At 36.7% G+C, this 26,458-nt stretch carries 20 protein-coding genes and 2 pseudogenes; 15 read left to right on the forward strand and 7 right to left on the reverse strand.

The window, feature by feature from the left end:
• Window positions 1-645: 645 nt before the first annotated feature.
• Together NEOC65_RS05515 and NEOC65_RS05520 are read left to right on the forward strand one after the other, a co-directional pair.
• The gene (locus NEOC65_RS05515; protein WP_166154302.1) at window positions 646-1,083 is read left to right on the forward strand and encodes a host attachment protein; all 438 of its coding nucleotides are present in this window, start codon (window positions 646-648) and stop codon (window positions 1,081-1,083) included.
• 474 nt (window positions 1,084-1,557) lie between these two features.
• The gene (locus tag NEOC65_RS05520; protein WP_213152287.1) at window positions 1,558-2,235 is read left to right on the forward strand and encodes a leucine-rich repeat domain-containing protein; all 678 of its coding nucleotides are present in this window, start codon (window positions 1,558-1,560) and stop codon (window positions 2,233-2,235) included.
• 1,489 nt (window positions 2,236-3,724) lie between these two features.
• Here the strand turns inward: NEOC65_RS05520 and NEOC65_RS05525 are convergent.
• From NEOC65_RS05525 to rpsO, 3 genes are all read right to left on the reverse strand, one after another.
• Window positions 3,725-6,625 (reverse strand): hypothetical protein, encoded by a 2,901-nt coding sequence (locus NEOC65_RS05525; RefSeq protein WP_166154298.1) that lies wholly within the window; start codon window positions 6,623-6,625, stop codon window positions 3,725-3,727.
• Between the two features lie 983 nt (window positions 6,626-7,608).
• Window positions 7,609-9,699: a polyribonucleotide nucleotidyltransferase gene (gene pnp / locus NEOC65_RS05530; RefSeq protein WP_213152286.1), complete on the reverse strand. Its 2,091-nt coding sequence runs from the start codon at window positions 9,697-9,699 to the stop codon at window positions 7,609-7,611.
• Window positions 9,700-9,991: 292 nt separating this feature from the next.
• Window positions 9,992-10,261, reverse strand: coding sequence for a 30S ribosomal protein S15 (gene rpsO, locus NEOC65_RS05535; protein ID WP_039385127.1), 270 nt, complete (start codon window positions 10,259-10,261; stop codon window positions 9,992-9,994).
• 338 nt (window positions 10,262-10,599) lie between these two features.
• Here rpsO and NEOC65_RS05540 point away from each other — a divergent pair, with 338 nt between their 5' ends.
• The 3 genes from NEOC65_RS05540 (at window position 10,600) to NEOC65_RS05550 (ending at window position 12,218) form a co-directional block, all read left to right on the forward strand.
• Window positions 10,600-11,274 (forward strand): hypothetical protein, encoded by a 675-nt coding sequence (locus NEOC65_RS05540; protein ID WP_213152285.1) that lies wholly within the window; start codon window positions 10,600-10,602, stop codon window positions 11,272-11,274.
• 2 nt (window positions 11,275-11,276) lie between these two features.
• The gene (tadA, locus tag NEOC65_RS05545) at window positions 11,277-11,780 is read left to right on the forward strand and encodes a tRNA adenosine(34) deaminase TadA (RefSeq protein WP_213152284.1); all 504 of its coding nucleotides are present in this window, start codon (window positions 11,277-11,279) and stop codon (window positions 11,778-11,780) included.
• Window positions 11,781-11,966: 186 nt separating this feature from the next.
• On the forward strand, window positions 11,967-12,218 hold the full coding sequence (locus tag NEOC65_RS05550; protein ID WP_502710352.1) for a DUF6444 domain-containing protein: 252 nt from the start codon (window positions 11,967-11,969) through the stop codon (window positions 12,216-12,218).
• Between the two features lie 716 nt (window positions 12,219-12,934).
• Here NEOC65_RS05550 and NEOC65_RS05555 read toward each other — a convergent pair.
• Both NEOC65_RS05555 and NEOC65_RS05560 read right to left on the reverse strand, forming a co-directional pair.
• Window positions 12,935-14,062, reverse strand: a complete 1,128-nt coding sequence (locus NEOC65_RS05555; protein ID WP_213156007.1) for an ISAs1 family transposase — start codon at window positions 14,060-14,062, stop codon at window positions 12,935-12,937.
• A gap of 368 nt (window positions 14,063-14,430) precedes the next feature.
• The gene (locus tag NEOC65_RS05560; protein ID WP_213152168.1) at window positions 14,431-15,291 is read right to left on the reverse strand and encodes a rhomboid family intramembrane serine protease; all 861 of its coding nucleotides are present in this window, start codon (window positions 15,289-15,291) and stop codon (window positions 14,431-14,433) included.
• A 310-nt stretch (window positions 15,292-15,601) separates the two neighbouring features.
• Between NEOC65_RS05560 and NEOC65_RS05565 the strand changes: the two genes are divergently transcribed.
• The 9 genes and pseudogenes from NEOC65_RS05565 to NEOC65_RS05605 all read left to right on the forward strand — a co-directional run bounded on the left by NEOC65_RS05565 (window position 15,602) and on the right by NEOC65_RS05605 (window position 22,558).
• Window positions 15,602-15,940 (forward strand): type B 50S ribosomal protein L31, encoded by a 339-nt coding sequence (locus NEOC65_RS05565; protein ID WP_166155325.1) that lies wholly within the window; start codon window positions 15,602-15,604, stop codon window positions 15,938-15,940.
• Between the two features lie 80 nt (window positions 15,941-16,020).
• Window positions 16,021-17,085 carry a peptide chain release factor 1 gene (gene prfA / locus NEOC65_RS05570; RefSeq protein WP_349305257.1) on the forward strand — a complete coding sequence of 355 codons (1,065 nt, stop codon included), beginning with the start codon at window positions 16,021-16,023 and terminating at the stop codon, window positions 17,083-17,085.
• 242 nt (window positions 17,086-17,327) lie between these two features.
• Complete coding sequence (prmC, locus tag NEOC65_RS05575) at window positions 17,328-18,176, forward strand: peptide chain release factor N(5)-glutamine methyltransferase (protein ID WP_213152170.1); 849 nt, start codon at window positions 17,328-17,330, stop codon at window positions 18,174-18,176.
• A gap of 41 nt (window positions 18,177-18,217) precedes the next feature.
• A complete protein-coding gene (ffh, locus tag NEOC65_RS05580) occupies window positions 18,218-19,546 on the forward strand; it encodes a signal recognition particle protein (protein WP_213152171.1) in 1,329 nt (442 codons plus the stop codon).
• Entirely contained in the window at window positions 19,537-19,869 is a 333-nt protein-coding gene (rpsP, locus tag NEOC65_RS05585; RefSeq protein WP_166155331.1) for a 30S ribosomal protein S16, read from the forward strand. The genes ffh and rpsP overlap by 10 nt, the downstream gene beginning before the upstream one ends.
• A 12-nt stretch (window positions 19,870-19,881) precedes the next feature.
• Window positions 19,882-20,541: pseudogene (trmD, locus tag NEOC65_RS05590) on the forward strand (tRNA (guanosine(37)-N1)-methyltransferase TrmD); the annotation flags it as partial.
• A 35-nt stretch (window positions 20,542-20,576) separates the two neighbouring features.
• Complete coding sequence (rplS, locus tag NEOC65_RS05595; RefSeq protein WP_166155335.1) at window positions 20,577-20,993, forward strand: 50S ribosomal protein L19; 417 nt, start codon at window positions 20,577-20,579, stop codon at window positions 20,991-20,993.
• Between the two features lie 9 nt (window positions 20,994-21,002).
• Complete coding sequence (gene rnhB / locus NEOC65_RS05600) at window positions 21,003-21,686, forward strand: ribonuclease HII (protein ID WP_166155337.1); 684 nt, start codon at window positions 21,003-21,005, stop codon at window positions 21,684-21,686.
• A gap of 119 nt (window positions 21,687-21,805) precedes the next feature.
• Window positions 21,806-22,558 (forward strand): hypothetical protein, encoded by a 753-nt coding sequence (locus NEOC65_RS05605; protein ID WP_213156008.1) that lies wholly within the window; start codon window positions 21,806-21,808, stop codon window positions 22,556-22,558.
• 770 nt (window positions 22,559-23,328) lie between these two features.
• On the opposite strand, the gene NEOC65_RS05610 is transcribed toward NEOC65_RS05605, so the two are convergent.
• Window positions 23,329-24,297, reverse strand: a complete 969-nt coding sequence (locus NEOC65_RS05610; RefSeq protein ID WP_213156009.1) for a hypothetical protein — start codon at window positions 24,295-24,297, stop codon at window positions 23,329-23,331.
• 645 nt (window positions 24,298-24,942) lie between these two features.
• Between NEOC65_RS05610 and NEOC65_RS09980 the strand changes: the two genes are divergently transcribed.
• Window positions 24,943-25,053, forward strand: a complete 111-nt coding sequence (locus NEOC65_RS09980; protein WP_502710353.1) for a DUF4277 domain-containing protein — start codon at window positions 24,943-24,945, stop codon at window positions 25,051-25,053.
• A 234-nt stretch (window positions 25,054-25,287) separates the two neighbouring features.
• Here NEOC65_RS09980 and NEOC65_RS05620 read toward each other — a convergent pair.
• A pseudogene (locus tag NEOC65_RS05620) lies at window positions 25,288-26,114 on the reverse strand (IS5 family transposase).
• Between the last annotated feature and the right edge of the window lie 344 nt (window positions 26,115-26,458).

The following is a 26,458-nucleotide window of genomic DNA, read 5'->3' on the forward strand; positions in this document are numbered from 1 at the left end:
TTTTTTTGTCTCTTACTTTATCGATAGCTGGCAAGATCTTTATCACTCAATTGCCTATGGATTTAAAGGAGCAAGACTTACTCCGAATACTTCTTAACATAAAAAGCTTAAAAGTGCCCTTTGAACCCTTGAGTGTAGAAATTCTTAAATTTAAACTAAATATTAACTTCGGCAAAGAAAGCTTAAGGTACCCTTTTGCTTTTAGATAAGCAGACCTAAGGATTATCTTTAAATAACGTTAAAATTTTTATTTGCGGGAATGGCTGGATAAAAATCTTGTAGCTAGGAGGAAAAAGTAATGTTATTGTAAGCTCAATAAATAGGCTTGAGAATAGGTAGCGTGACAATTTGAAATGGCTAAAAGTTTAGCCTAATTGAATTTTTTATAGTATTTTAAAAAGCTAAATGCAAGATTATGCGTTAAGTGAATGCTTTCAAAAGCTAGATTAAATATAAGCCTTTTGAGAGCTTCATCACTTAAAAAACCTTTCTTTAATAGATAGAGGCAAGCTTTATAGATAATAAGTGATAAAAAAATTTAGAGGAGCTTTTAATCTATTTTTCGAGACTAAATGATAGACAATATAAATATCAGTTGCTTTTTTAATAGTAAAATTAATTGTTCTAATAGCATTAGGAGGAAGAATGCCACATACTCTAACTTGGATCGTAGTTGCCAATAGCTCGAAAGCTAAGATTTATCGTTTAGCAAAATTTCCTAAAATTGAAGAACTTATAGTCCTCAATCATCCTGAAAGCCGTTTACAAGATCAGGTGTTAGAAGGGAGAAAACCTGGGCGTAACTTTCAAAGTGGAGGAACCACTCGTCATGCTTACGAACCTGAAACGGATCCTAAAGAGGTGGAAAAGGAGAAATTTGCTAGATCCTTAGGAGAGTATATCTGTGCTGCCCATTATAAAGGAGAATTTACAAGGCTTTATTTAATGGCTAATCCTGCGTTTTTAGGATTAGTGCGCCCTCATATAAATAGTAGCACGCAAAAAACTATAGTGGCTGAAGTAGCAAAAGATTTGACGGATTGTCCCATCCCTGAAATCGAAAATCATCTAGTTAATATATAAGGTTTTCAATATATCGACTTTTCAGCCTCTCCATCTGGATAAAGGCCCTCAAAGGTTCCTTAGGTAAATTTGAGGGCCTAAGCCTAGTTTGTTCATCAAAGCTAATTTTAATATTAAAATAACATTTATCACTCAAATGCCAGCAGCTGATATGCTCTTTTAGCTAGCTAACGTGTATAATTGCTTAATAAATCAGTGGGATTGCTAAACAAAATTTTAAATATTAGGCAATATAGCCTGATCTATGCTAAGTAGTTTCTTTACTTATACGAAAGATGGGAGAAAAAAGAACAGAAAGTTTTAATTCTCCTTAATTATACAAAATCATTTTTTAAAACACTTTCAACCATTGCCTGGATAGGTTTGATGGTAAATATTATCTTGAAAAAGATTTTTTCCAGATCGTTTGATATTAAATACTTATTGACATTTTTTTTATAATAAAATAAAAATTTTGTTAAAAAGGAGTACAGTATGCAAGCATTAACACAAACCTCTAGCTTTGATTCCCGATTCGGCTCTAATTTCCTTGAATCTCATTTACCTGGGCAGAATGATTATGATTTATCAATTTCTTCTAATGAGGGCATAAAAGATGCAGAGAAAAGTGTTAGTGAGATATCCCAGAAAATTAATCAGTTAAAAGAAATCAAGCAACTGTGTGAATTTATTGTTAAAAATGTGTATCTGAAAGGTCGTATCTATGTGCAGTATTCGAGAAGTTTAAAAGGTCACACGATAGCTCGAAATATTCTTCACAAATACTTAAACCATGATTTTTCTCATCCTGAAGAAGTTGAGAGGATATGCTTAAAAGATATCATGCGGCAAATTGAACAAATTCAGTTTTTAGAACTTAGTGGTGCAAAGTTAACAAATTTACCTCCTTATTTTAAATACCTGAAAGGCTTACAGCATTTAGATCTTTGCGCTAATAATTTAACTTCTCTACCTTCTGAACTTCAAGAATTGGTTAATTTACAAGAATTAAATTTGAATGGAAATCATTCATTTGAAGAACTGCCTTCTTTTTTAGACAACATGAATTTAAAAGTCATTAAAATTGGAAACACGAAGGTCAATAAAGCTTCTGTAAAACTCCAAGGTATTATTGATCCAGGTGCAATGATTCAAACATGGATAAAAATCTAAATATTCGCTCCCCCATTCCACCCTATTCATCGGATAAGATTATAATAATTCTATATGCTTCACGCCATAGCCTATACTGCATCATCTAGCTCATTGATGTTTGTTTTTCCTTACGAGTCAAGTGGATGCAGGGGTTACGGGTGGTAAGCATAAGCTACCCTTCTTTTTATCAAATTGGTAAAGACAACTTAAGCGGCGGCCAGGATGTCGATATTTAAATTGATAAGAGTTTCCTAATATATTTAAAGTCCATGCATGTGATATAGCCACTTTTCATAAGACAATATACTCATAACCAGCGCTTCGTTTAATAATAATTTTGGCCATCTACTTCTTCTATTGCTCTTGCTAATTGGGGGCCTCAAATAGCTTTTGAGCGACATTTTGCATTGTTTAAGGCTCAAGCTTTTTACACTTATCCTATATCTCGGAAAAAGGGGCATTCATCAATCTTTCTCTAAACCCTCATGATCCTCACTGTTTAAATCTTTTTTGATAAAAAGAATCAAACCCTGTGAAGAAGGTATTTCACTAGCAGCTGTTTTTTTATTCGTCTTCCAGCATACGCTTTTAATCTACTCTTTATGCACTCACGTACTTAATAAAACCCCTTTTGTTGAGCATAGGCGGATCTTTCAGAAGGTTGGGTATGTAGACTAAGTTTTTTAAGGCGTATTAAGTATCTTTCTATGATGGTAATATCTAAGATCTGATACCAGAATGGTTGTAAAAAGCTATGGACACCCAACACAAGATTTTAGCACCCAAGCTTTTTAAGGAGTGTAAAAAGCAAGTTAGAGACTTATCCTTATGGATCCTAGAAAAAGATCTGTAGCACTATTTGATCTAGAGCTCATTAAAGATGTAGGGTCATGTAATGTACCTTCAGGAGAAGGGTGAAGCTTTGCCGGTCAGGAGCTCTTTCAGGGTACCTAGATGCTACTAAGATAGCCCATTAGATAGAATGCTGTAAACCTTGCTTAGATGCAACTTAAGCTAATCACAAAGTTAGGTTGGCAGCGCGTAGTAAACGATTTTTTTTCAGTAGAAAAAGGCAGAGGGCGGGCAATTGATTAGCCCTGTAAAGGAAAAGGAGAGATTTCTTATTTATTAGCAAAAGGAAAAGCTTGCCTATAAGTTTGGGAAAATATTGCTGCCGAAAAAACGCCAGCTAGCGGAACCCTGGAGATAAGCTATTGAAATGAAAAATTTCTCCTTGGATCTATAGGCAACCAAAGCCTGGCAAAAGGACTGGAGCAGGATCACTTTTAGTGTAAAAAGAATAAGATGGCAGGTTAAATGAATCTCTTAGCTGCAAAGAAAGTTTCCGCAAAGTGTAGCTAAAGGAAAGAAAATATTAAGGATTAGCAAAAATTGTTAGTTGGCTAGATTTATAAATTGACCAAGGGGAAGATAGATTTAAGTGCCTCATTTTTTCAGCTATTTCCTTATCGGCTAACTCGTCTTATTTAATACCTTAAAAGGTTTCTTAGCACTCCTTAAGAGTACACAGATAGCTAATGAAAGATGATAAACCGTCTTGAACCTTATTCACAAAGTTAGAATGGTAATGATAAAATAACTTTTTTAAATCCTGTTGCTTGGATAGCGTGATGATGTTATCTTTTATTTTTTCTTTTAAACCATCTTCGACCAAACAATCTAGCTCTTCTTTAATTTGACCGATTATCGCAGCATATGAACGTAGATCTTTTTCCTCCTCTAGACCAATTGTTAATCTCAATGCAGACCAGCACTCAATTAAATTGGCATTCGCAAATCCAAAGCTTTGGCTCATGGTGACAGGTAGATTTTCATTGATATATCTAGCATACAAATAATACTGCATGATAACTACCAAAATATGTAAAAGTTGCTCATCCTCCTTTCCAAAAAGTTCTTTTTGAAAACCCTTCATGTGAATTCCTATCATCGGGACTTTTTCATCTCTATAACCGATTTGAATCAAAGGTTTTTTAGTATTATTCTTTTGAATGGAGCCTTGATTAGTACTGTCTTGTTTTTTTTCTATGACTAGTCCCTGTTTTTGTAATTCTTTATAAACAAAGTCAGTATTTTTTCTTATTTTTTCTAGATAATTTATGATATTTTCACTGCAATGTTTGAGCATAAGATGAAAAAACCAGAAAGCTTCTTTAGAAAAGTTATCGTTTGCACTACTTGTTAATAAACCTCTTAATAAATCGTCCGCAGATGTATCGGAACTATAAACTTGTACTATTCCGCCCGGAAATTTATCTAACCCAAGCTGCCCATACTTAGCTAGGCTGTTGGTTAAAATAAGAATTAATTTTCCTTCATTAATAGGGGTTGCAAATTCTTCTACTAAGCTGCGGACTTCTTCATGCATAAAAAACGTAGTGGCACAATCAAGGACCATCGCTAATGGACGTTTATCATTATGCGCAGCCGAGCTAGAAGCTCTTTTTTCTAAAATTTTTTTAATAATCTCTTTAACTTTTATTTCTTCTATGACAAGTCTCACTACCCGATTAGGATAGATATCTGTAAAGATAACATCATAATTTTCCAGGTTCGGAATTGTTTCAAAATTACTTAGCTGGGCAGTTTGACAGGAAAAACGTTCTTTTAAGCAATCTTTAAGGCCTCCTGTGCTCTCGCTGATTTCGTAGTAACTGTTGGTGTCAAATATTACAGAGGGCTTACAAGGCTCTCCATCAGGCTGAGAAGGTCCTTCAGCAAACATTTGCAAAAGACCTTCCGTAATGTTTCCAAAGCAAGCAATACCGCTTGTAAAAGTATATCCGTTGCTTATTACTCCTTCAGGAGTAGGTTGGGAATTTAGAACCTCAGGAATAGTTTCAATTTCTTCTCTTTTGTATAATATTTGAAGCTGTTGAAAATGTTCAAAAACAAGAATGAATTTGTTTTGGCAAGCTTGGAAATTACCATAGCTAAGCTGGCTAAGATGTTTTCTTATCTTGCTTAAACAATTAAATGCTGCTTTATAAATAAGAGGATTTTCTACTCTTATGACTGGCTTTGTGACGGCAAGCAGTTTATAAAGAAACTGCAAATAGTGTGAGGTAAGCGTCGAGTTTTCTACCGATTCAGATAAAGTTTCTACGTATTTAAAGAGTTCTTGATGGGTATTTATTACCTCCTTTAGAGTAATCTCACGCTCTTCTAACGGAGGAATCTCTAGGTAGGTTTCGTAAGCTTTTCTCTGGGGAAGAGGATAGTGGTCTAAAAGGGATGTAATTCTATAGCCTGTACGAATTAAAAGTTCTTTGAGTAATACAATATCAGGATACGCTCCGTGAGCTCCTTGAAGGCTTTTAAATGTATTTAAAAATTTCTTTAAGTTTTTTTTGTTATTGCCATGAAAAAAGTAGAGAGCCTGGCTATCAATTTTTAATACTACTCCAACAATTAAATGATTGTCCTTAGACACTCTATGTAAAATTTCCTTTATATTTTTGGTAGGGAGAATGGAGCTATTATGTTCATAGAACTTGAACGCTTCGGAATAATCTACAAAAGTAAAATCATTTTCTTCTGGTTTGTTGTTAATCTCTTCAAGGATATTCTTCAGATTGTTCGACTCAGCAGGAAGATAGCGTCCTTTTAAGATCTGACAGCAATTAATAATTAATTTTTCAAACTCATCATTTTTTATAAGGCTAATTTTGATATCTTTTAGCCAATCGTGCCGTTGCTTGATTACCCTAAGGAAAATCTTTACAATTGCCCCTCCATCTTCACGGTGATAATGAGGAGCATTATCGTCTATGTATTCGCTAAATGGATAGTTGTATTTATCCTGATCGAAATTGATTAAGGGCGTTTTTGCTGATTCTACTAAATAATGAAGGCACCAGACGTTGAGCTCAGTGATAATGATTTTAATTGACTCATCTTCTATTTTTTCTAGCGAGCAAATGAACTGCACGGTAGATAAAATTTTGTGGTAACTTTTATAAAATTTTTGATCCAAAAATTGGATATCAATTTTTTCAAGAGAGGGGTTTACGGCTAAGCTGAATTTTTTTTTGATAAAACTTTTCGTGATCTGAGTCATGTAATTGAATAAAAGATGGAGATTAGCTTGGCATTCATCAGGATCCTTTTTCCAAATAGGAGCAAGATAATTCGCAATTAAGGTAGGTTCAAGCTCTCCATTACTATCTACTAAATCTTTTTTTCCTAGCCAACGCACAAAGACTTTGCGAAGAAGAGGGTGCTCTACTTCGATTGTTCGCACAAAATTTTGGAAAAAAGCAGTAAGGTTTTGGGTGGGGTCTTTATCTCTCTCAGATGTAGGGAGGGTTTTATTTAGGTCGTGGCGATAATCTTCTAGTTGCTTGAGAAGAGGGTTAGAAGGATTCCAAGAAAAAATATTATTCATTACTACCTACAGTTATGGGGCCTAAAGTTGAATAAATGGTTGATATGTTGCCGCTTGTAGTTTTTTGGCTAGTGTTAAAGCAGTTTATATCTATACCATTCAAATTTGTAAAGAACTTAAATATCGTAATTATAAGATTTTTTTAATTTTCCCTAATTAGGATGATGGGCTTAAAAGTTATGCACGTGCCTTGAGGATTGGCTTGCTCACTTTTAATATAGATCAACCATATGCTAATTTTTTACTTAGCTTTAGAGAAGAGAGGATATGCTTTAAAAAGCCTTCTAGATACTTTGCTTGAGAGTAATTAATGCGTCATGTTGCCTGATGGATGCGTGAAGCGAGTTTTTAGAAAGTAATTAAAAATATCCATGCTGCGTCTATTAATCCTAGAATATATATCGCGCGCTAGGTTTATTCGCTAATCGCTAGCTGAAGGAGCTTTTAGGCAGGCTTAAGCTAGGAAGAGTTAAGCAAAAGGGGTATTTACTTCTATAATTACTTTCTTTCTATGGAGTGATGAGGCACAAATCAAGTAGCTTTAATTATTAATAAATTAAGTCGCCATCTTTAAGAAGGCTAGTAGAGTGAAAATTAAGAGATTGTAGACGCAAAAGTATGACTTAAAGATAATGATTATAGAGCTACAAAAATTTATTAAAGATAACGTTTTGTCAAATGTTTTATTAAGTTAAAAAGTTAATGGTACAACTAAGAGGCTTGCTAATGAAAGGCACGATTATTTGCTAAGAAAGGTTTTTAGATAACAAGATCAGCTTTTGTCTCAGAAATTTAGAGCATCTACTAAGAACATAGCAAAGAAATTTATTAGCCAAGAAGTGGGGTTTAAGATGAGAGGGAAAGGAATAAAGCCTAGCAGAAAAAGATAAGCGAAAAATGATATGATGATAAAATATAGATATCTTAAGGAATGAATAAAATGAAGGGAGATCGATAGTCTTTTTCTATCGATCTCCTCTTCATTACTTACTAAGAAGTGCTTTACGGCTCAACTTAAGCTGGCCACGTTCGTTGATATCTAAAACTTTTACAGAGATTATTTCTCCTTGTTTGACATGATCGGCTAAGTTTTCAATGCGTGTATGTTCAAATTCAGAGATATGGCATAACCCTTCTTTACCCGGTAAAATTTCTATAAATGCTCCGAAAGCTACTACAGAGGTAACTTTACCTGTATAAGTCCTACCTATTTCTACCTCAGCTGTTAGGCCATGAATAATAGCTTTGGCTTTTTCAATACCTTCTAAGTTTGTAGAGGCTATGCTAATCAAGCCGTCATCGTTGATATCAATTTCTACCCCGGAGGCTTCGATAATAGCTCGAATTTGTTTTCCTCCTGGACCTATCACTGTGGCAATCTTACTAGGCTTAATCTGCATGGTTTCAATACGTGGGGCATAGATAGACATCTGCGGTTTGAAAGTAGGACAAACTTCCAACATCTTGTTAAGAATGTGAATTCTACCCTCTTTAGCTTGATTTAGAGCCGCTTGCATAATAGCTGGGGTAATTCCTTCTACTTTGATATCCATTTGGAAGGCTGTGATGCCATGCTGGTCACCAGCAATTTTAAAGTCCATGTCGCCTAAAGCATCTTCGATTCCCAAAATGTCAGACAAAATTTTGTAATGTCCCTCTTCTAAAATCAGTCCCATGGCAATTCCTGCAATTGGACGTTTAATAGGTACTCCTGCATCCATCATAGAAAGGCAGCCTGCACATACTGTAGCCATGGAGGAAGAACCATTAGATTCTGTAATGGTGGATTCTAAGCGCATGGTATAAGGAAAGATATCTCGAGCAGGTACAATAGCTGACAAAGCTCTTTCTGCTAATTTTCCATGGCCAATTTCACGGCGTCCTGGAGAGCCTATGCGTCCCACTTCTCCTACAGAGAAGGGAGGGAAGAAATATTGAAGATAAAATCTACGGCTACTCTCTTCATCGAGATCCTCGTATCTTTGCGACATAGCTTCCCCACCTAACGTACATACCCCTACCGCTTGCGTCTCACCACGCGTAAATAGTGAACTGCCGTGCGTACGAGGCAGAAGGCCTTGCTCGATATCAATCGAGCGAATCTGTTTACTGTCACGTCCATCGCTACGGATATCTTCTTCTAAGATCATTTTACGCATGTATTTAGACTGAATATCTTTAAGAGCCACATTAACCTGATTAACGGAATATTTAGGTTCTTCTCCTTCAGGTAAAAGGTTATCCACCACAGCTTTTCTCATAGCATTCAATTTTTCTTCACGATCTTGCTTTAGATTGCTTCTTAATGCAGGTTCTAAAAGAGGTCTAGCAAGTTTTTCAACTTCTCCCATGAGTTCTTTAGGCAAGCTTTTAAGAGTGGTCAAGTTTTTTTCTTTACCAATCTCTTTTTGCCAATTATGTAGGGCTTGGCAAATAATTTTGATACTATTGTGGCCTACTTCAATGGCTTCCATGAGTTGATCTTCTGTCAGAAAATCACAATGACCTTCGATCATAAGAATAGCATTTTCGGTTCCCGCTAGCATTAGATCTAATTTAGATTTTTTCATCTGCTCTTGAGTAGGATTGACAAGCCACTTCCCATCTATTAAGCCAACACGTACACCAGCTACAGGTTTTAATAAGGGAATATCTGAGAGCACTAAAGCGGCTGAAATGCCACAGATTGCCAAGGGCTCTGTCATATTAATGCCATCATAAGACCAAACGTAGGACAATAGTTGAACTTCGTTATAATAGCCCTCGGGAAACATAGGACGTATTGGACGGTCTATAAGGCGTGAAATAAGGGTTTCTTTCTCAGATGGGCGTCCTTCTCTTTTTATAAAGCCGCTAATCGTTTTACCTACCGCAGAAAATTTTTCTTGGTAATCAACTTTCAAAGGGAAAAAATCAATATTATCAGCCGCGTTAGCTGCCGCACAAGCGCTATTAAAAAGATAAGTTTCGCCTGCTTTTATTAAAACAGCCCCATTGGCTTGTTTACCAATTTTTCCTGTTTCAAAAATTAGTTCTTGCTCGCCTACTTTAACCTTCATGAGGTGTGGTTGCATATTATACTCCTAAAATGTAGTTTGAATTTATTGATAGGTCGAAGGCTAAAAAAATCCACATAATTTTATGCGGTTTTTCCAGCAAGCGTCATCGAAGATGATAAAGAAGGCTAACAGATAGAACTCAGAAAACATACTTTAAATGATGGATTTAAAGCGCGATTTCTGATTTCTATAATCTTTAAAATTCTCCTTAAACTTGAGGCCTTCTTAAGAATAAAGGGTCTTAAGCTTAGATTAACAAGGGCAGTGGTATGGGCCATCTGCCCCACTTAATATAAAGCTTTTTGCGTTATTTTCTTAATTTTAACTTTTTAATAAGCGACAAATAGCGCAAAGTGTCGGTTGAGTTTAAATAATCCAATAAACGTCTTCTTAGGCCAACATGCTTAAAGAGAGCTAGCCTAGAAGCGTGATCTTTAGGAGAACGCTTAAGGTGCTCATTTAATTCAGCAATACGCTCTGTTAAAATAGCGATTTGGACGTCAGCGGAGCCTGTGTCTTTTTCATGAAGCTGAAATTTTTTTGTAATCTCTTCTTTCGTTCCTTTGTCTAGAGACATTCAGAAAATCCCCCGTTTAAGTTTAAAGTCCGACCATAGTTATGGGGACTTAATATATTAAAAAAATGTAAATCTATTTTTCTCACTCTATCATCCCATCTTACCTAGGTAACTATTAAAAATCAAGAGCAATCTTCTTAGGGTGGGAGGGAGCCATGACGAATAAAAGGAGAAATGTAAAAGAAAAAAGAAGAAAAGAGGCTTTTAGGATGAAGGGTCTATTTCATGGCTTTTAAATTAAACCCATTAATAAAAGGTTCTCTTCTTGCATTTTCTCTGTTAAATTGGTAGATTCTTGAACCGTGCATAATCAAAACACCCTTTTAAGGAATTACTCTATGCTGAAAGACGCCACTTATAAAGAAAAATCTACATTGTTAATATCATGGATGCCTCAAATCATTGAAGAGGTAAAAAAAGACCTTAAACACGAGCATCTTAAAAACGATTTTAAATTTGTAAAGAAATATTTTTTAGGTAAAAATTTAAACAAGCTAACAAATGAAGAGATAGTGAAGGCTTATACCTTAGCTTTAGAGCAAGAAGAAAATGGAGAAAAAATTGCTGAGTTTATCATCAATCGATGGCTTCTCAAGAATGCCGAGCTTTATGATTATTTTGAACGGGCCTTGTTGCAAATCTCCAATGATTTTACCCAATTAACTGAAATTGATACAGATAAATCGCAAGAGATAGTGGGGGGTGCAGTTAGCCAATATGGGGCTGTACGTACTTATCTTTTTTCCGTTATGAATTCGGTAGTATTTCCTAAAGAAATTTATGAAAAGCTCAATAAGCTTGCTGAAGAAGAACAAAAAGCCTTAGCAGCTGTAGGAAATGCCCAGGACGAACATTCAAGCCAACAATCTTTAAAAGATTATTATGAAAAGCAATTAGCTCGCTTAGTGGATAAGTATGAGAAAAAACTGATTGGAATGCAAAAAAAATATATTCAAGATACAGAATCTTTGAAAAAGCAAATGGCATTACTACAGAAAAGATTGAATGGATAACTATGCTTTTTCCCTTTACGTTTAAGCCTCACTCAGAAGATGAAAAATTTATGCTTGAAGCTTTGAAAGAGGCCTGGAAAGCTTTTAAACAGGGGGAAGTTCCTGTCGGAGCTGTTTTGGTGCATGAAGGACAAGTAATCTCGAGGGGATATAACCAAGTAGAACTACTCAAAGATGCTACTGCCCATGCAGAAATGCTATGCATTACTGCAGGGGAAGTGGCAATAGAGAACTGGCGATTGACTGATACTACACTTTACACCACCATAGAACCTTGTTGCATGTGTGCAGGAGCTATGTTTTTATCAAGAATTTCCACGCTGGTATGGGGCGCGCCTGATTTACGGCATGGGGCTAATGGGAGTTGGATGAATGTGTTTGAGAAGGTTCATCCTACGCATAATCTCAACATTAGAAGAGGCGTTCTAGAGGAATATGGAGCCACCCTCATGCGTGATTTTTTTAAAAAATGTCGCCAAGAAAAAAAGGCTTTGGCTGGCGAGTAGCTAGATTGCTTATTTAAAAATTAAAGAAGCACTTAAAGAAGTCGAGCCTCGACCGATAAAAACTTATTCATATCTTTCATGCTTGCAAATCCTAATTTTCATAAGCGGTCACGGTGTATATCAATCACTTTTGATAAATAAAATAATTTCTAGGGTATATACTGGCTTAGTTATACATTAAATAGCATACAACCCTCATACGAGCAGCTATTGACAGAGAATGCAGAGCTAAAAGCTACGGTAAATAGAGTGGAAAAGGTAATCACCAAGCTTGAAGCGCGCATGGCTCAGTTGGAAGAGCAGCTTAATCAAAATTCTAAAAATAGTTCCAAGTTACCATCGACAAATCAAAAAGTTAATTATTCACTATTACCTCAAGCAGAAAATCGACCTTATCGTTCTGGTGCTAGCCCTATTTTAAGAAATGCAAGCTTTTAATAAGCGATAAGAGGAAAAAAATATGATTTCTTTGAGAGCAAGCGATTTTGATAGGTGACTTCTTAAAGCTAGCATTCTGCTTTATCGAATGGTGATACTCTTCTATGCGCCATAGTTTGTGTTAGATTTATAGATGGGGGCAAAATCATGATTTTAAGTCGTGAGTCATAATAGGGAGAATGCTTGTAGAGCCCTCTTTGTTATTGAAGATCTTAGCGATTAAAGCTACAAGCAAAGCTAGCTAACTCTTTCGTGCCAAACTACCCTTTTATCCCCATCTTTGAAATTAAACCTATTTAAATTCTGCTACTGGCCTTTTTTCCTTAAATAGTAATCAACGATTTATGCAAGAGAAAAAATTTACTTAAGTTTGTTTTTCTAAGCTTCTTAAAATTAGCTCAAAAAGCTTCAATGAGGTTTAAATTTAGAGAATAAGGTAATAAAAATAAGATTTCACAACACTTCCATAGGCTTCCAGGGCAGCCTTCGTGATGCTTGTGTTTCTAAAGTCCTTTACCAAGCTCTCTGCAACTTGGGGGCGGCTTGCTTCTTAAGCTTTTTGGAGGGCCCTGTAGCAAAAACCTCTTTGAGGTTTTTCAGCGCGTATCGGTAAGGCCTACAAATTGTCATGGAATAAGTTTTCTCTCATTTAAAAACGAAGCGTATAGTGCGCAAAGTTTAAATCTTTAACATTCCAGGGAAATTGCATGAAGATTTTATTTACCATTTAGTATTTCCATCATGTAGTCTCGATTCCACCCGGCTTTTGCTCTCTTGCCCTTGATTCCTGCTTTTGTTTTTGTATCAGCTTTTAATAAATTCATTGTACATCTTTTCAAAACAGATAGATTTTCGGGACCGTGGTCTTTACGGACTTTGCTCTTATCTTCCCCATAAGAAACATCTAATTGCCAATGAACTTTGTTTTCGATACCCCAATGCAAGCGTATGCCTAGTCCATGCTTTTCAGCGCTAGCTTTTTCACTAGCAATATAGTATCTAGCCTCTATAGATGTCTTATCTTTAATGCGCCTAGTGCTTCTCATGCAGACTAGCGCATTCAGATCTACCCATTCTTCTTTCTGGGGCAGCCAATCTAATTCATGCGTACACCAAACTTCTCGCTTCTCAAAACGATCTCTGCTCTTTTCTTCAATCGAGTAATAATCGCAACTCGCTTCTTTAGGTGTTACCTGTATAGCTTGATCAAAAAAGTTTTTGGTTTCTGCATGTAGACTCCCTTGATTACCTTTCAGTGCGAGTAAGTAATGACCTCCTTGATGGCGAATCTGTTTAGCTATCTCTTTCTGACATCCAGCTGCATCTATGGTAACTGTAGCTCCTTTGATATCAAGCATATCCAATAACAAGGGAATGGCAGTTATTTCGTTTGATTTTGTGTCCGTAGCAAGCTGGCCAAGTATTAGCTTATTCTCTGCTGCAAAGGCACTAACCATGTGAATTGCTTTTCCTTCACGAGCTGCATCATACGAGCCTCTTAATGTTTTGCCATCTATAGCAATCACTCCTTTAATGGCTCCAGCAATATTTTGGGTCCATTGTACAAAACATCTTTCAAAATTCGAGGCAGATACATAGCGGAAAAATCTTCCTAAAGTATCATGCGATGGCACACCTGCTAAGCAGATTCCATGCTCTTGCAGCCAAGGTAAATTGCAAGATGCCCATAAATGGATGGTTGCCCAATCATCTGCACCGCATAAAACCGCCAAAATGCTAATCGTAACAATATCAAACAAACTATAGATTTGGTTTCTTTGCTTCCTTGGATCTTCCAGGGCCTTAAATACAGCAAAAACACTATTGGGTTTATGCGTATTCATTCATTCCTCCTTTTTAAGGAAAAGAATGATAATTATACCCCTTGCTTTGTCAACTTAAATCTTCATGCAATTTCCCTGTTTAACATTCTCAGGAAAGTTTTGGTCTTTTACGGTGGAAGGATTTTTATTAAAACTATTTCCATATTTGGTAAAAGGAAGATTCCCCCTTACTAGCTTTTTTTTTGTTCACAGGTGCGATCTTCCTCCTATATAAAAGCTATCCCATCTCCTATAAAATATACTTGTTAACAAGCAAAATTTAGTATTCGGAAAGGCTTTATAATTATAAAAAGGCATAACATGTTACTTTGAGATTAAGAGAGCTGGCAAGTTAGAGTGTGCTTTAGGTGCCTAAAATGCAAGCTTTCCTAGTTTTTCTTCATTTTTTCTTCCGAAATTTTACGCATACGGTCTTTTTCTTGCCGTGTTAAAGATTGTTCTCCATAGCGGGAAATTTTGGCTAACATCTCGTCAATAAATGCATCATCTCCTAAGGTAGCTTTTCCTGTTTTGATATCGACAATTTTACTCTTTTGCGGGGTGGAAAAGAAGTAGCGTTGAATTTTAGCGCGAAATTTGTGGCCCCCAACCATAAAAATTTCGTCTATGTTTTGCATGTATAGATAAGGCGTCGGTTGCTGCCAAACAACTGTGCTATAAAGATAGCCGGAAGCTATGCCTACCATATGGTAGAATAGATTCACAAAATCCAGTTCCGATAAAGGAATAAGAAGAGAAAAAGCAACCACAACAGCTAGAAGCCACTTAGCCTGAATAGGGATTAAAAAAAAGAGGAGAAGGGTGGTCTCTCGATGAAGCATGGCCCAGGCTACAAAGATGGCTAATAGAGAGGGGGCTAAGCCTGCAATGATAAACAGCTTATAAGGTAGTAAAAGGTAAACGGTTGCTAAAGCTGCTAGGTTGGCGAGGATGCCGCTAATAAAATAAAGAGCAAGAAAAGATTTATCTCCATAAGATTCAGCAAGTTGGGATCCAAAAAGCCAGAGTATATACATATTAAAAGTAAGATTGATAAGTAAAAATAAATTGATGCCATGCGCATGTTTTTGAATAAAAAGGGAAGTAATAAGTTGCCAATAATAGGAGTTTGTCATACCCCAAGGGGAGAGCCCTAAAAGCTCTTGGGGTCCATATATTTTAAAGAGAGTGGTAAAAAGAGGTTCTAATGCCGCACTGCATATAGTCACTATAGCTGTCAGGCAAATCAAGATTTTAAGGCTTTTAGGAACCTTGTCGTAGTTTGAGAGAAAAGAAGAATGATAAGACATAATAAAAAATGGGGTTTTAAAGTTTGCAAATACGAATGTTTAGACATCTTAGAGCTAAGAAGCAAAAATTTCAATCAATTGCCCCTAATTAAGCACAAAATCTCTTTTGCATCCCAAAGATTTTCTACTCTGACGATAAAAGTGTTGAGCGAGCAGCAAAGAAAAGGCTTGTTTTTTTATTGAATACATTTTATCATTTTTTCGTAACTTAAGAAAATTAAATTTGCTAACCTTTTTGGAGTTAATTCTGATGAAGAAAGATATTCATCCTAAATATCAAAAAATCTTGTTCGTTGATTCTTCGACAGGACATAAATTCGTATGTGGATCTACTTTACAGCCAAAACAAATGGATAAATTTGAAGGCGCTGAGTATCCTGTTTATCATTTATCAACCTCCTCGGCTTCCCATCCTTTCTTTACGGGTAGCAAGGCTTTAGTTGACTCTGAAGGCCGTGTAGATAAATTTAAAAAACGTTATGCTGCTGCGGCTCAAAACAAGGCGACTCATGAAGAGTCTGAAGGAAAATTAGAAGAGCAGCCTAAAGAAAAAGAAGTAAAAAAAGAGTCCAAAAAGAAAAGGAAATAATTCTTTAAATTCTAGCCTACAAAGCTTTCTTCCACAATCATGTCAGAGGAGAGCTTTGTAAGCTTATCTCCCTCATCATGATTGAAAAAAAAGTCCAACAACTCCTCCTCCGTTTAGCTGAAGTTGAAGCCACATTAGGTCACTCTGAGATCTTTAATGATCAGAAAAAATATAAAGAACTGACACAAGAGCATTCTTACCTAGCTGAGATCAAAGTTACCTGGGATGCTCTTAAAAAAGCTGAACAAGAACTTTCCGATAATAAAGAACTTCTAAAAATAGAGAGCGATCCTGAATTTTCTAATGTTTTGCAGGAAGAAATCCGTCTAATTGAAAGCAAGCTTCCTGAGTTGCAAAAACATTTGGAAACACTGCTTGTACCTCCTGATCCTAATGATAATCGTCCTACCATCCTAGAGTTGCGAGCCGGCACAGGAGGGGATGAGGCTGCTTTATTTGTGGGAGACTGCGTTCGTATGTATAAAATGTATGCTGACAGTAAACAATGGAATTATGAACTATTATCTTGCACCCCTTCTGATATGGGTGGTTATAAGGAATACGTCATGGTTCTATCAGGTCCAAACGTCTATCGAAATTTGCGCTACGAAGGAGGAACTCATCGTGTTCAGCGGGTGCCTGCTACTGAAGCGCAGGGGAGAGTTCATACTTCTGCTATCACTGTAGCTGTGCTTTTAGAACCTGACGAAGACTCAGATGTACAAGTTGATGAAAAAGATTTACGCGTGGATACCTATAGATCTTCGGGAGCAGGAGGGCAGCATGTGAATACCACGGATAGTGCAGTACGGCTAACTCATTTGCCCACGGGTCTTGTCGTTTACTGTCAGGAAGAACGCAGCCAGCATAAAAATAAAGAAAAAGCATTGCGTTTACTTAAAGCTAAAATTACTGAGATAGAGCAACAGAAAAAAGCTCAAGAGTTAGCTTCTAACCGCGCCGCTCAAGTGGGTAGCGGGGATCGCTCAGAACGTATTCGTACCTATAATTTTTCGCAAAATCGCTTAACGGATCATCGAATCAACCTTACCAAATACAATTTGGATAAAATTATGGAAGGGGATATGGAAGATATAACTTCCGCCTTAGTATCTCACTATTATAAGGAAATGTTTGGAACTTGAAAAAGCTTAATCCCTACATTCATATTTTTGCTGGCTCTTTAATTATTACTCTTAAGTAAACAAGCTTTTTCTCATGCATGCTAAACTTAAAATTAAGCAAATAAGGAAGGTTAAGATTAACAGGCAGAAAAGATGCTAAAAATCTTTAAGCTTTCATGCCGAGGGTGCAATGCGTCTTTTTATCTCTAATTGGCATTTTTTTTAAAGCTCTGCCCTTAAATACTATACATAAAGAGTGAAGGTTGAATACCGTTCAAGACATATTAAATCTATCAACTGGTTATTTAGCGCAAAAAGGAATCAAAAATCCTAAACTTCAAGCTGAATATTTGTTATGTGATGCTTTACACCTCTCTCGTATACAGCTTTACCAGCAGTTTGATCGTCCTTTAGAAGAGCAGGAATTAAAAATTTGTCGAGACCGTCTGGCTCGCAGGGCTAAGGGAGAACCTCTTGGCTACATCCATGGAAAAATGGATTTTTATGGGTGCCAAATATCTGTTAACAAAGATGTCCTTATTCCTCGGCAAGAAACAGAAATTCTCGTTGATAAAATTGTTAAACAGCTCGAACAGGTTGATGTTTGCGGTCTGCATTTATGGGATGTATGTTGTGGATCTGGATGTATAGGAATTTCATTAAAGAGAAGGTTTCCTCTTTTAGAAGTTACTTTGTCTGATATTTCTCATCAAGCACTTGAGCTTGCTAAAAAAAATGCGAAAGAAAATCAGGTGGAAGTGCATTTTTTACAAGGCGACTTATTAAAACCTTTTGAGGGCAAAAAGGTAGATTATCTAATATGTAATCCCCCATATATTGCTGAGCATGAGTTTGCAGGGTTAGACCCTGAAGTGCGGGATTTTGAACCCCGCCTAGCTTTGATTTCAGGACCTACCGGTTTAGAGATGTATCAGCGTTTAAGCGAGGAAATGAAGGCTTGTCTTGCTCCTCTAGCAAAAGTGTGGCTCGAAATAGGAAGTAGCCAAGGGCCCTCTCTATGCAAACTATTTAGTCAATCTGGATGGAGAAATTATAGAGTTGATAAAGATTGGGCTGGTTTAGATCGATTCTTTTTCCTTGAAAATGAATAAGTTTTCAAGTATTGTCTCCACTGAAATTTTTAAGGATTTTCATGCTTGGTGCTCTAACTGAAAAAATGCGTGGTTTGGTTTCAAAACTGGCTGGTGCAAAAAAACTTACCGCAGAAAACATTTCTGACGCTGTTAGTGAAGTGCGTTTAGCCTTGCTTGAAGCTGATGTCAACTATGGAGTGGCTAAAACCCTTATTAAAAGGGTTAAAGAGAAAGCTTTAGGTGATGAGGTTATCAAAGCGGTTACTCCAGGTCAGCAGTTTATTAAAATTGTTCATGAAGAACTTGTTTCTTTGATGGGCGGGGGAGAAGCTGAGCTAAAGCTAGAAGGAAAACCCTCTGTTATTATGCTATGTGGGCTTCAGGGAGCAGGTAAAACGACACATTCGGCTAAATTAGCACGCTATTTAAAGAAAAAAGGACTATGTAAAAAACCTTTATTAGCAGCTTGTGATTTACAAAGACCTGCAGCTATTGAGCAATTATTGACGTTGGGGCAGCAAATTGAAATCCCTGTCTTTAGCCTTCCTGCGGAAAAAGATCCTATAAAGGTGGCTCGACATGCATTAGAAAAAGCTAAAAAGGAAGACTTTGATGTTTTGATTGTAGATACAGCAGGGCGACTCCATATCGATGAAGAACTTATGCTGCAATTAGAAGAAATCAAAAAAGTTTTGCAGCCTTCAGAAATTATATTTGTTGCCAATGCAACGACGGGACAAGATGCTGTTAACAGTGCCGCAGAATTTAACAAACGTATGGCTATAACGGGTTCAATATTGACCATGTTGGATGGAAATGCTCGCGGAGGGGCAGCCATATCGATACGAGAAGTGACAGGCGCTCCTTTAAAATTTGAAGGGATAGGCGAAAAAGTTGATGATCTTCAAGTTTTTAATCCATCGTCTATGGCTCATCGTATTCTAGGTATGGGCGATACCATTAATTTGGTCAAGAAAGCTCAAGAGCATATTAGTGAAGAAGAAGCCAAAAACTTAGAACAAAAAATACGTTCAGCTACCTTTACTTATGAAGATTATCTTAAGCAAATTCAAGCGGTAAAAAAAATGGGTTCTCTTAAGAGCCTTTTAGGCATGTTGCCCGGCATGAGTGCGCTTAAATCTTTAGAAATTGATGAAAAAGAGTTTTTTAAAATAGAGGCTATTATATTATCTATGACTCCCCAGGAAAGAGCTGAAAGTGAAGAGCTTTCCGTCTCCAGGCGTAAAAGAATAGCGAAAGGGAGTGGGACAGGGATGGAAGATATCAATAAGCTAGTTAAATCATTTAAACAAGCAAAGCAGTTCTTTAAGAATATGCCTAATATGAAAAATTTAGAAAAAATGATGGGAGGATCCCTATGGCGTTAAAAATTAGATTGCGACAGCAAGGCCGTCACAATCGTCCATTCTACCGTTTGGTGGTGGCTGATTGCCGCTCACCACGTGATGGAAAATATGTTGAAGCAATCGGTTGGTACAATCCGTTTGCTACACAGGTAGAGCAAGAATTTTCTTTAGATGCAGAACGTGCACAACATTGGCTCAGCCAAGGTGCTGTCTTGACCGATTCTGCAGAAGCTTTAATCAAAAAAAGCGCCCCTAGCCTTGTACGTGGTTTGGTGGATAAGAAACTAGCATTACGAGCAAAATATGCTGCTAAACGTAAGGCTCGTAAAAAAGTGAGCGCTTAGAAAATTACGCCAATGCTGATTGATATCTTATCGCTATTTCCCAACTATTTTAAAGGGCCGTTTGATGAAAGTATTATCATGCAGGCCAGGAAAAAGGGCCTTTTAGATATCAATCTCATTGATATACGTACTTTTGCAGACAATCGCTATCACAAAGTTGATGACAGACCTTATGGGGGTGGGCCTGGAATGGTCATGATGCCCCAACCTGTCCTCAGCGCCATACGGAGCGTTAAAAAGCCTGGCGCTAAAGTGATCTATATGTCGCCCCAAGGGCCTCTCCTCAAGGCTGGTAAATGTCGAGAATTAGCTCAACAAAATCATCTTATTCTGTTATGTGGGCATTATGAAGGAATTGATGAGCGTATTCTAGATGAGGTAGATGAAGAGATTAGCATTGGAGACTATGTATTAACGAATGGGTGTTTAAGTGCCATAGTTCTTGTTGATGCACTCGTTAGGTTTGTACCCGGTGTGCTGGGGCATGAAAGTGCGGCCGCCGAAGATTCGTTTGAGAATGGATTATTAGAGTGTCCCCATTACACTCGGCCAGAGAGCTATGAAGGTAAAGCAGTCCCCGAAATTCTATTAAGTGGGGACCATAAAAAGATCGCCGAATGGCGTCGTAAAAAATCGTTAGAAAAAACTCAACGTGTACGACCCGATTTATGGCAAAAGTTAAATATAAATCTTGAGGAGTAGAAAAAATGAGAAAACATGCTTTGGTCGAAATGATCCAAAACGAACAACTTAAAAAAGATATTCCCAATTTTAGAATTGGCGATACTATCCGTGTGCATACTCGTATTATTGAAGGTCAGAAAGAGCGTATTCAGGTGTTTACAGGCACAGTGATTGCCCGTAAAGGTGCAGGGCTTTCCGAAACATTCTCTTTACATCGGGTGGCTTATGGAGAAGGTATGGAGCGTCTATTTCCTTTACATAGCCCACGCATAGCAAAAATCGAAGTCGTAAAAGAAGGTCAAGTGCGCCGTGCTAAATTGTACTACCTTAGAGGAACTTCGGGAAAAGCTTCTAAAGTTAAAGGTCGCGTAGGTTTTAATCGCAAAAGCACTGCAGTTGAAAAAGAGCCAGTAGCTGCAAATGTTGCTAGCGAAAGCTAAAATGGCTAAATGTCAGAGTTAAAGAAGATTGGCAAGCGTGAAACTAAGCGCTTGCTTAGCCTTACTGTATTTGAAGAAGAAGCCAGGCAACAAGGCTATCAGGTTATTGCAGGTATCGATGAAGCCGGGCGAGGCCCTTTAGCAGGACCTGTAGTTGCAGCAGCTTGCATCATTCCTGTAGGCCTTTTAATTCCTGAAGTTAACGACAGCAAGCAATTATCCAGCGATAAACGTACGGAATTGTATAATATACTTACCCGCCATGACGCTATTCATTATGGGATAGGGGTCATTGATTCTCCTACTATTGATAAAATCAATATTTATCAGGCCACTATAGCGGCAATGCTTAGGGCAGTTGCGCAGTTAAGCTTAGAGCCTCATTTTTTGCTTGTAGATGGTTTAAAGCTTCCGCATCCTAGTATTCCTACTCAAAAGATCATTAAAGGGGATACTAAATCGCAATCTATTGCAGCTGCTTCTATTATTGCGAAAGTAACTCGCGATCGTCTGATGATCGAATATCATCAAAAATGGCCTCTTTATGGTTTTGATCAACATAAAGGGTATGGGACGGCCAAGCATTTAGAAGCACTTAATTTGCATGGAGTATGCCCGATCCATCGCCAAAGTTTTGGGCCAGTTAGAGATCAACTTGGCATAAAAAATGCTCAATTCTCCTTAACTTTCTAATTAATTTTTCCCTAGGTAACTGAGTTTCATTACAATCTTAATATAATATTTATAAATTAGTTGTGTTTGAAAGTTAATATATGTATATGATAATTTAAGGTTAAAATTAAGGTATAGGTATGAAAATAAACACGCAAGACTTGTTTAATGACATTAACGCTCTTCGTTTATATGAAGTGGCAGAGAGTGTATCACGTGAAAATGGAAAAAAAAGCTATACGATCAAAAGAGTGAAGCTAAATCAGCACGATAGTATAGAAAGAATAGAGGCTTTAATCACTAAGCTTAATGAGGGTAAGATTTGGCTTAAAGTCGGCAAACGTCGCGAAGGTACAGTAAAATATGCGGGTAAAGGATTGAAACCTAGCGAAATTGCAAGCATTATCCTAAAGAAGCAAGACAAAACCGATAAGACACAGATAGAAATCTCCATTGATATCACCAAAGAAAATTTAGAAGATCAAGTAGAAGAGATGTCGCACCAAGATATTTCCTTATTAGAAAGGATAGCTAAAAGCCTTCAAGCAACCTTTAAGCTTGACATTCAGAAAAAAGTGAATAGCCAAGCTCGTATCATTAATCATCCTGTAGCTAGCTCTCCTGTTAAATCAAAGCATGCATTAGCCGCTAAAGCAACTATGCCTGAAGAGAAAAAAGTTACCTATCGCTCTCGCTCTCAAGAATCTAAGAAAGAGAAAAAAATAGAAGAAGAAAAAGCTATTGAAAAACAACGCGTTCAAAAGCGTAAAGCGCTAACATTGGCTAAAGAGTTAGATGAAAAATCTGATAAGCGCCGCCTTAGAGCTATTAAATCCACGGAAAAGCAAAAAGAGGCTCTGAAAGCTATGCCTTCCCCAAGAAAGGCTTCATAAAGCTTAGTCCTAGAAATCAGGAATCTCCTTAATATATTCTTTAAATTTTTAAGCGGCGAGCAGCCGCTTATACTCTCATATTTTCTACTCTACTTTTTGATAGTGCCTGCCTGCTTCCTTTAAGCGGGAAGGGAGGAGGGAGCCATAAGAGTGCTAAACAATGGCAACTTAGCTAAGTTAGCTTTTTAGAGGGGCGGACTTCTTGCCTGGTTTGCTAAATTTTTTTATATGGTTATAATATCGTTTAAAAAACTTCGCAATCGCAGGCCTTGGAATTTTTTTTATCAATCTAATCAGCGGAATAGTGGCCTAGGTTTACACACCCTATAAGCCCTGCATTCAATTTAATCGCAAGGAAAAACAAAAGTTAATGAGTTGGCTTACAGTTTAAGGTGCGATTTTAAGCAGCATTAGATTATATTCTTATCCGATAACTCACTTTAATGTACTTACTGATCTAATAATTAAAGTTTAGGTTTTAGAGGAGCTCTAATGTAAATTTGAACACCTTGAAAGAGAGAAATAAAAAAACATCTGCTATAATGGCAATTGGTTTTCTGGCTTCTTAGACGTATCTCTAGTAGAATTAAAATTTTTATTAAGAGGGGAAAGTGTTTTCAAGTTCATAAAACTTTTCAGTAAATGTAAGGACCTGAATAGCTATAAAAGCTACTAGAATTCCTAAAAAGTGTATTACTGATAATATTTATACTCACAATGCAAATCTAAATTAGTCAATTCGCATTGTGGTAAAAATTGATTCTCTATACTTATTGAATAGGTACGCAAACCTCCATTCCTTTAGGGGTTACTAAGCAAAGTTGCGGCGTTTCATGAAACTTTGCTAGGGCAATTCCTGGAAGTTGTGTTCGTGAAGCACTAGATTGAAGTTTAGCAAAATTAGTACCGTTATCTCCAGTATCTGCTCCAATCAGCAAATCGCAACGCCAATCGAAGTTTGAATCCTTTTCTAATCGCCAAATGTAGTCATCAATGTCGCCAAATACATGGCTTGCTACTTGAATAGCCTGCGGTAACCCAAGAGCTATTTCTGTTAAAAATTGCCCTAGCGCCTGGTTTCTTCCAGTAGCAGCTTCCCAGTTTACGGGAGAATTTTCAGTAGAAGCGCTTGCGAATTTTATATTATCTGCATAAATTCGATCTATTAAAAATAAATTAATACAACCTGAGAAATCTTCTTGCTTAAGTCTATTAATTAACTTTACCATCAATACAAGCTCTCCATGAAGCCCTCCACTAGCAAAAATAGTTATATTAAAGGTACTTTGAAAAGGAAGTTTTTGCTTAATGGCAAGTATCGTAAAAATAATCTGATTTTCATATTGCTGCCTCAAACTAGGCTTAGTAACACGATCTAAAGGGCCACATCTACATTCATTAAGAAATTTTCGCTGATTACCACAAGGGCCTACTACTTGAGTATGGTTACATTGCTGATTATGAGTAAACTCCTCTTGTATAGTACCGTTAAATATTTTTTTGTATATTTCGACTACGCGAATATCAATGCTGTCGGCTTCACGTTTACAAGTAAAGCTGATATTAAGAGGCTCTACCGTACACAACCGTTGACCGTTAATGAATCTTTCTTTACAAGCCTTGTCTACCTTGTAAGTGACTGTAGTTGAGCTATGTATTCTTTGTATTGATTGTGGTCTGTCTAAAGGGAAGGTTGTTAAAGTTGAAGAAATGATTGGAATAAAACCCGCATAATTCATATTTTGATCCTTAATTATATAGTTTTGATAAGAAGTTTTTTGTCATTTTTTAAATTATTTTTTTAGAAATAAATAAAATTTTGAACCTATCCGTAAAAAGCTGAGAATAAACCGATTTCCATGGAGGAAGATCTGCCCCTTGACAACTTGCCCTTAAGGCATAAAAAATAGCATTCAGCCTCTCTTCTCTAGAGTGCTTAGAGGTTTGCCAGCTTTTTTTTACATATAATAGGCTCAAGCCTTGTCATTCTTGATTATTTAAATCGCTAGGATAAGCTTTTCTTGTCATATTAGGCTTCTGGTTAAACAGCCTATATATTAAAAGATTTCAATAATTCAGAGAATGTCTCTAAGATTCCATTTTACAAATATTAAATCTACAAAAAAAAATTGGAAATTCATTTTAGCTTACATTCCTCAACAAAAAAATAATTAGGAATTTTGAAGGCTAATCGAGTAAGATGTTTTCTTTAAAGGTTTAAACTAAAGGGCTAAAAGCTATGCAAATAGATATGCAAAATATCCATCATTTGGGATTGGTAGCTTAAAATGTGTGAAGAGATAGGGTTAGTTGACCTTATTGATCAGGCGGTAGGTGACCAGGCGACGAATAAGCATCTAACCTATGGGTAAGCTGTTAAATGTATAATCTTAAAGGGATTGGGATTTGCAAAGCGGAGGCTTTACATGTATTCTGAATACTTTGAAGACAAGCCCATCGATCATTTATTAAGTACGCCAGCTATCCCAGGATAATTGCATGAAGATTTTATTTACCGTTTAGCATTTTCATCATGTAGTCTCGATCCCATCCGGCTTTTGCTCTCTTACCCTTAATTCCTGATTTTGTTTTTTTTTGTATCAACTTTTAATAAATTCATTGTCCATCTTTCCAAAAACAGATAGATTTTCGGGACCATGGTCTTTACGGACTTTGCTCTTATCTTCTCCCTAAGGAACATCTAATTGCCAATAGACCTCTTTCGAAACTCACGTATCTAATTCCCAGTTATAGATTGCTGCAATTAAGTTGAAGAAAAGTACAACTCTTTTACGCCTATTCCTGTAACGATCTGCTATAATTTTAAATCGCTTAAGGAGGCCAATGACGTTTTCATTGGTAGCTCTTTCTCTCGATAAACTTTGGTTTGTTTTTTTTCCTCTTTAGTTAAAGGCTTCTTCTTACTTTTTTTCTTGGGCATCTGAGTTTGGGCATGCAGCTTTTTTAATCCTTGATACCCTGAATCGGTTAACACTCTTATTTGTGGATTGATTTTAACCTGCGATTCTTTGAATAGCCTAAAATCATGCTTTTTGCCATTGCCATATGAGGTACAAATTACTTTTTTACTCTTCTTATCGACTACAACTTGGGTCTTTAGAGTATGTTTTTTCTTTTTCCCGGAATAATAGCGCTTTTGTTTTTTTTAGGGCGCTCAATAGGCGTTTCTGTAGCATCAACCAAAATAACCTCATATTCCGTATCGCTTTTCAAAAGCTCTTTACGTCCCGGTAAAGCAAAATCTGGATGCTTGATTAACGTATCTTCAATCCATTTCACCGCTTTATAAGCTGAGCTTTCACTGATTCCATAGCTTTGGTTAATATGGAAATAGGTCCTATATTCTCACATATATTCCAATGCCATCACCAGCGTATCTTCTAAACGTAGTTTATATTTACGCCCGCCTTTAATCTTCTTGACCATATCCGGCTTGCTGTAAAATTTGCACCATCTTATCAAAGGTACTACGCTTTATCCCTATCAATCTGCGAAAGCGTTCATCATCTACTTTCTCTATCTTATCAAATTTCATGGTGCCTCCTTTAAATGGTGAGTCACCATTTTGCTAAAATTTACATTATATTCCAGTTTCGAAAGAGATCTATTATACGCTTTCGAGCAATTCTTTATGTAATCATATACTTAATAAAAAGCTTGTTTTTACGGATAGAGTCAGCCTGGAAAAGGTTAATTTCTTTTTTGGTTATGCAGACGTAGTTTCTTTAAAAGGTATTATAAAATGCTTGGAAAGCTATAAAGCAGCAAGTAAGCTGCTCTTAAAGCAAGGCAGAGTGAAGGCAATCTTCCAAATTTCTACATGCCAGAGATTAAGCTATATTTTTATGCAAATTTTTGATAAAATGCGCCCTTATTAAT

Source organism: Neochlamydia sp. AcF65 (assembly GCF_018342435.1).
Taxonomy (GTDB): domain Bacteria; phylum Chlamydiota; class Chlamydiia; order Chlamydiales; family Parachlamydiaceae; genus Neochlamydia.

Excerpts from the sequence above, each read along its gene's own strand:
- rpsP (WP_166155331.1), top strand. The coding sequence starts at position 19,537 with ATGGCGTTAAAAATTAGATTGCGACAGCAAGGCCGTCACAATCGTCCA.
- NEOC65_RS05555 (WP_213156007.1), bottom strand. The coding sequence starts at position 14,062 with ATGAATACGCATAAACCCAATAGTGTTTTTGCTGTATTTAAGGCCCTG.
- NEOC65_RS05515 (WP_166154302.1), top strand. The coding sequence starts at position 646 with ATGCCACATACTCTAACTTGGATCGTAGTTGCCAATAGCTCGAAAGCT.
- pnp (WP_213152286.1), bottom strand. The coding sequence starts at position 9,699 with ATGCAACCACACCTCATGAAGGTTAAAGTAGGCGAGCAAGAACTAATT.
- NEOC65_RS05605 (WP_213156008.1), top strand. The coding sequence starts at position 21,806 with ATGAAAATAAACACGCAAGACTTGTTTAATGACATTAACGCTCTTCGT.
- rplS (WP_166155335.1), top strand. The coding sequence starts at position 20,577 with ATGAGAAAACATGCTTTGGTCGAAATGATCCAAAACGAACAACTTAAA.
- ffh (WP_213152171.1), top strand. The coding sequence starts at position 18,218 with ATGCTTGGTGCTCTAACTGAAAAAATGCGTGGTTTGGTTTCAAAACTG.
- rpsO (WP_039385127.1), bottom strand. The coding sequence starts at position 10,261 with ATGTCTCTAGACAAAGGAACGAAAGAAGAGATTACAAAAAAATTTCAG.
- NEOC65_RS05610 (WP_213156009.1), bottom strand. The coding sequence starts at position 24,297 with ATGAATTATGCGGGTTTTATTCCAATCATTTCTTCAACTTTAACAACC.
- tadA (WP_213152284.1), top strand. The coding sequence starts at position 11,277 with ATGCTTTTTCCCTTTACGTTTAAGCCTCACTCAGAAGATGAAAAATTT.
- NEOC65_RS05565 (WP_166155325.1), top strand. The coding sequence starts at position 15,602 with ATGAAGAAAGATATTCATCCTAAATATCAAAAAATCTTGTTCGTTGAT.
- NEOC65_RS05520 (WP_213152287.1), top strand. The coding sequence starts at position 1,558 with ATGCAAGCATTAACACAAACCTCTAGCTTTGATTCCCGATTCGGCTCT.
- NEOC65_RS05540 (WP_213152285.1), top strand. The coding sequence starts at position 10,600 with ATGCTGAAAGACGCCACTTATAAAGAAAAATCTACATTGTTAATATCA.
- NEOC65_RS05525 (WP_166154298.1), bottom strand. The coding sequence starts at position 6,625 with ATGAATAATATTTTTTCTTGGAATCCTTCTAACCCTCTTCTCAAGCAA.
- rnhB (WP_166155337.1), top strand. The coding sequence starts at position 21,003 with ATGTCAGAGTTAAAGAAGATTGGCAAGCGTGAAACTAAGCGCTTGCTT.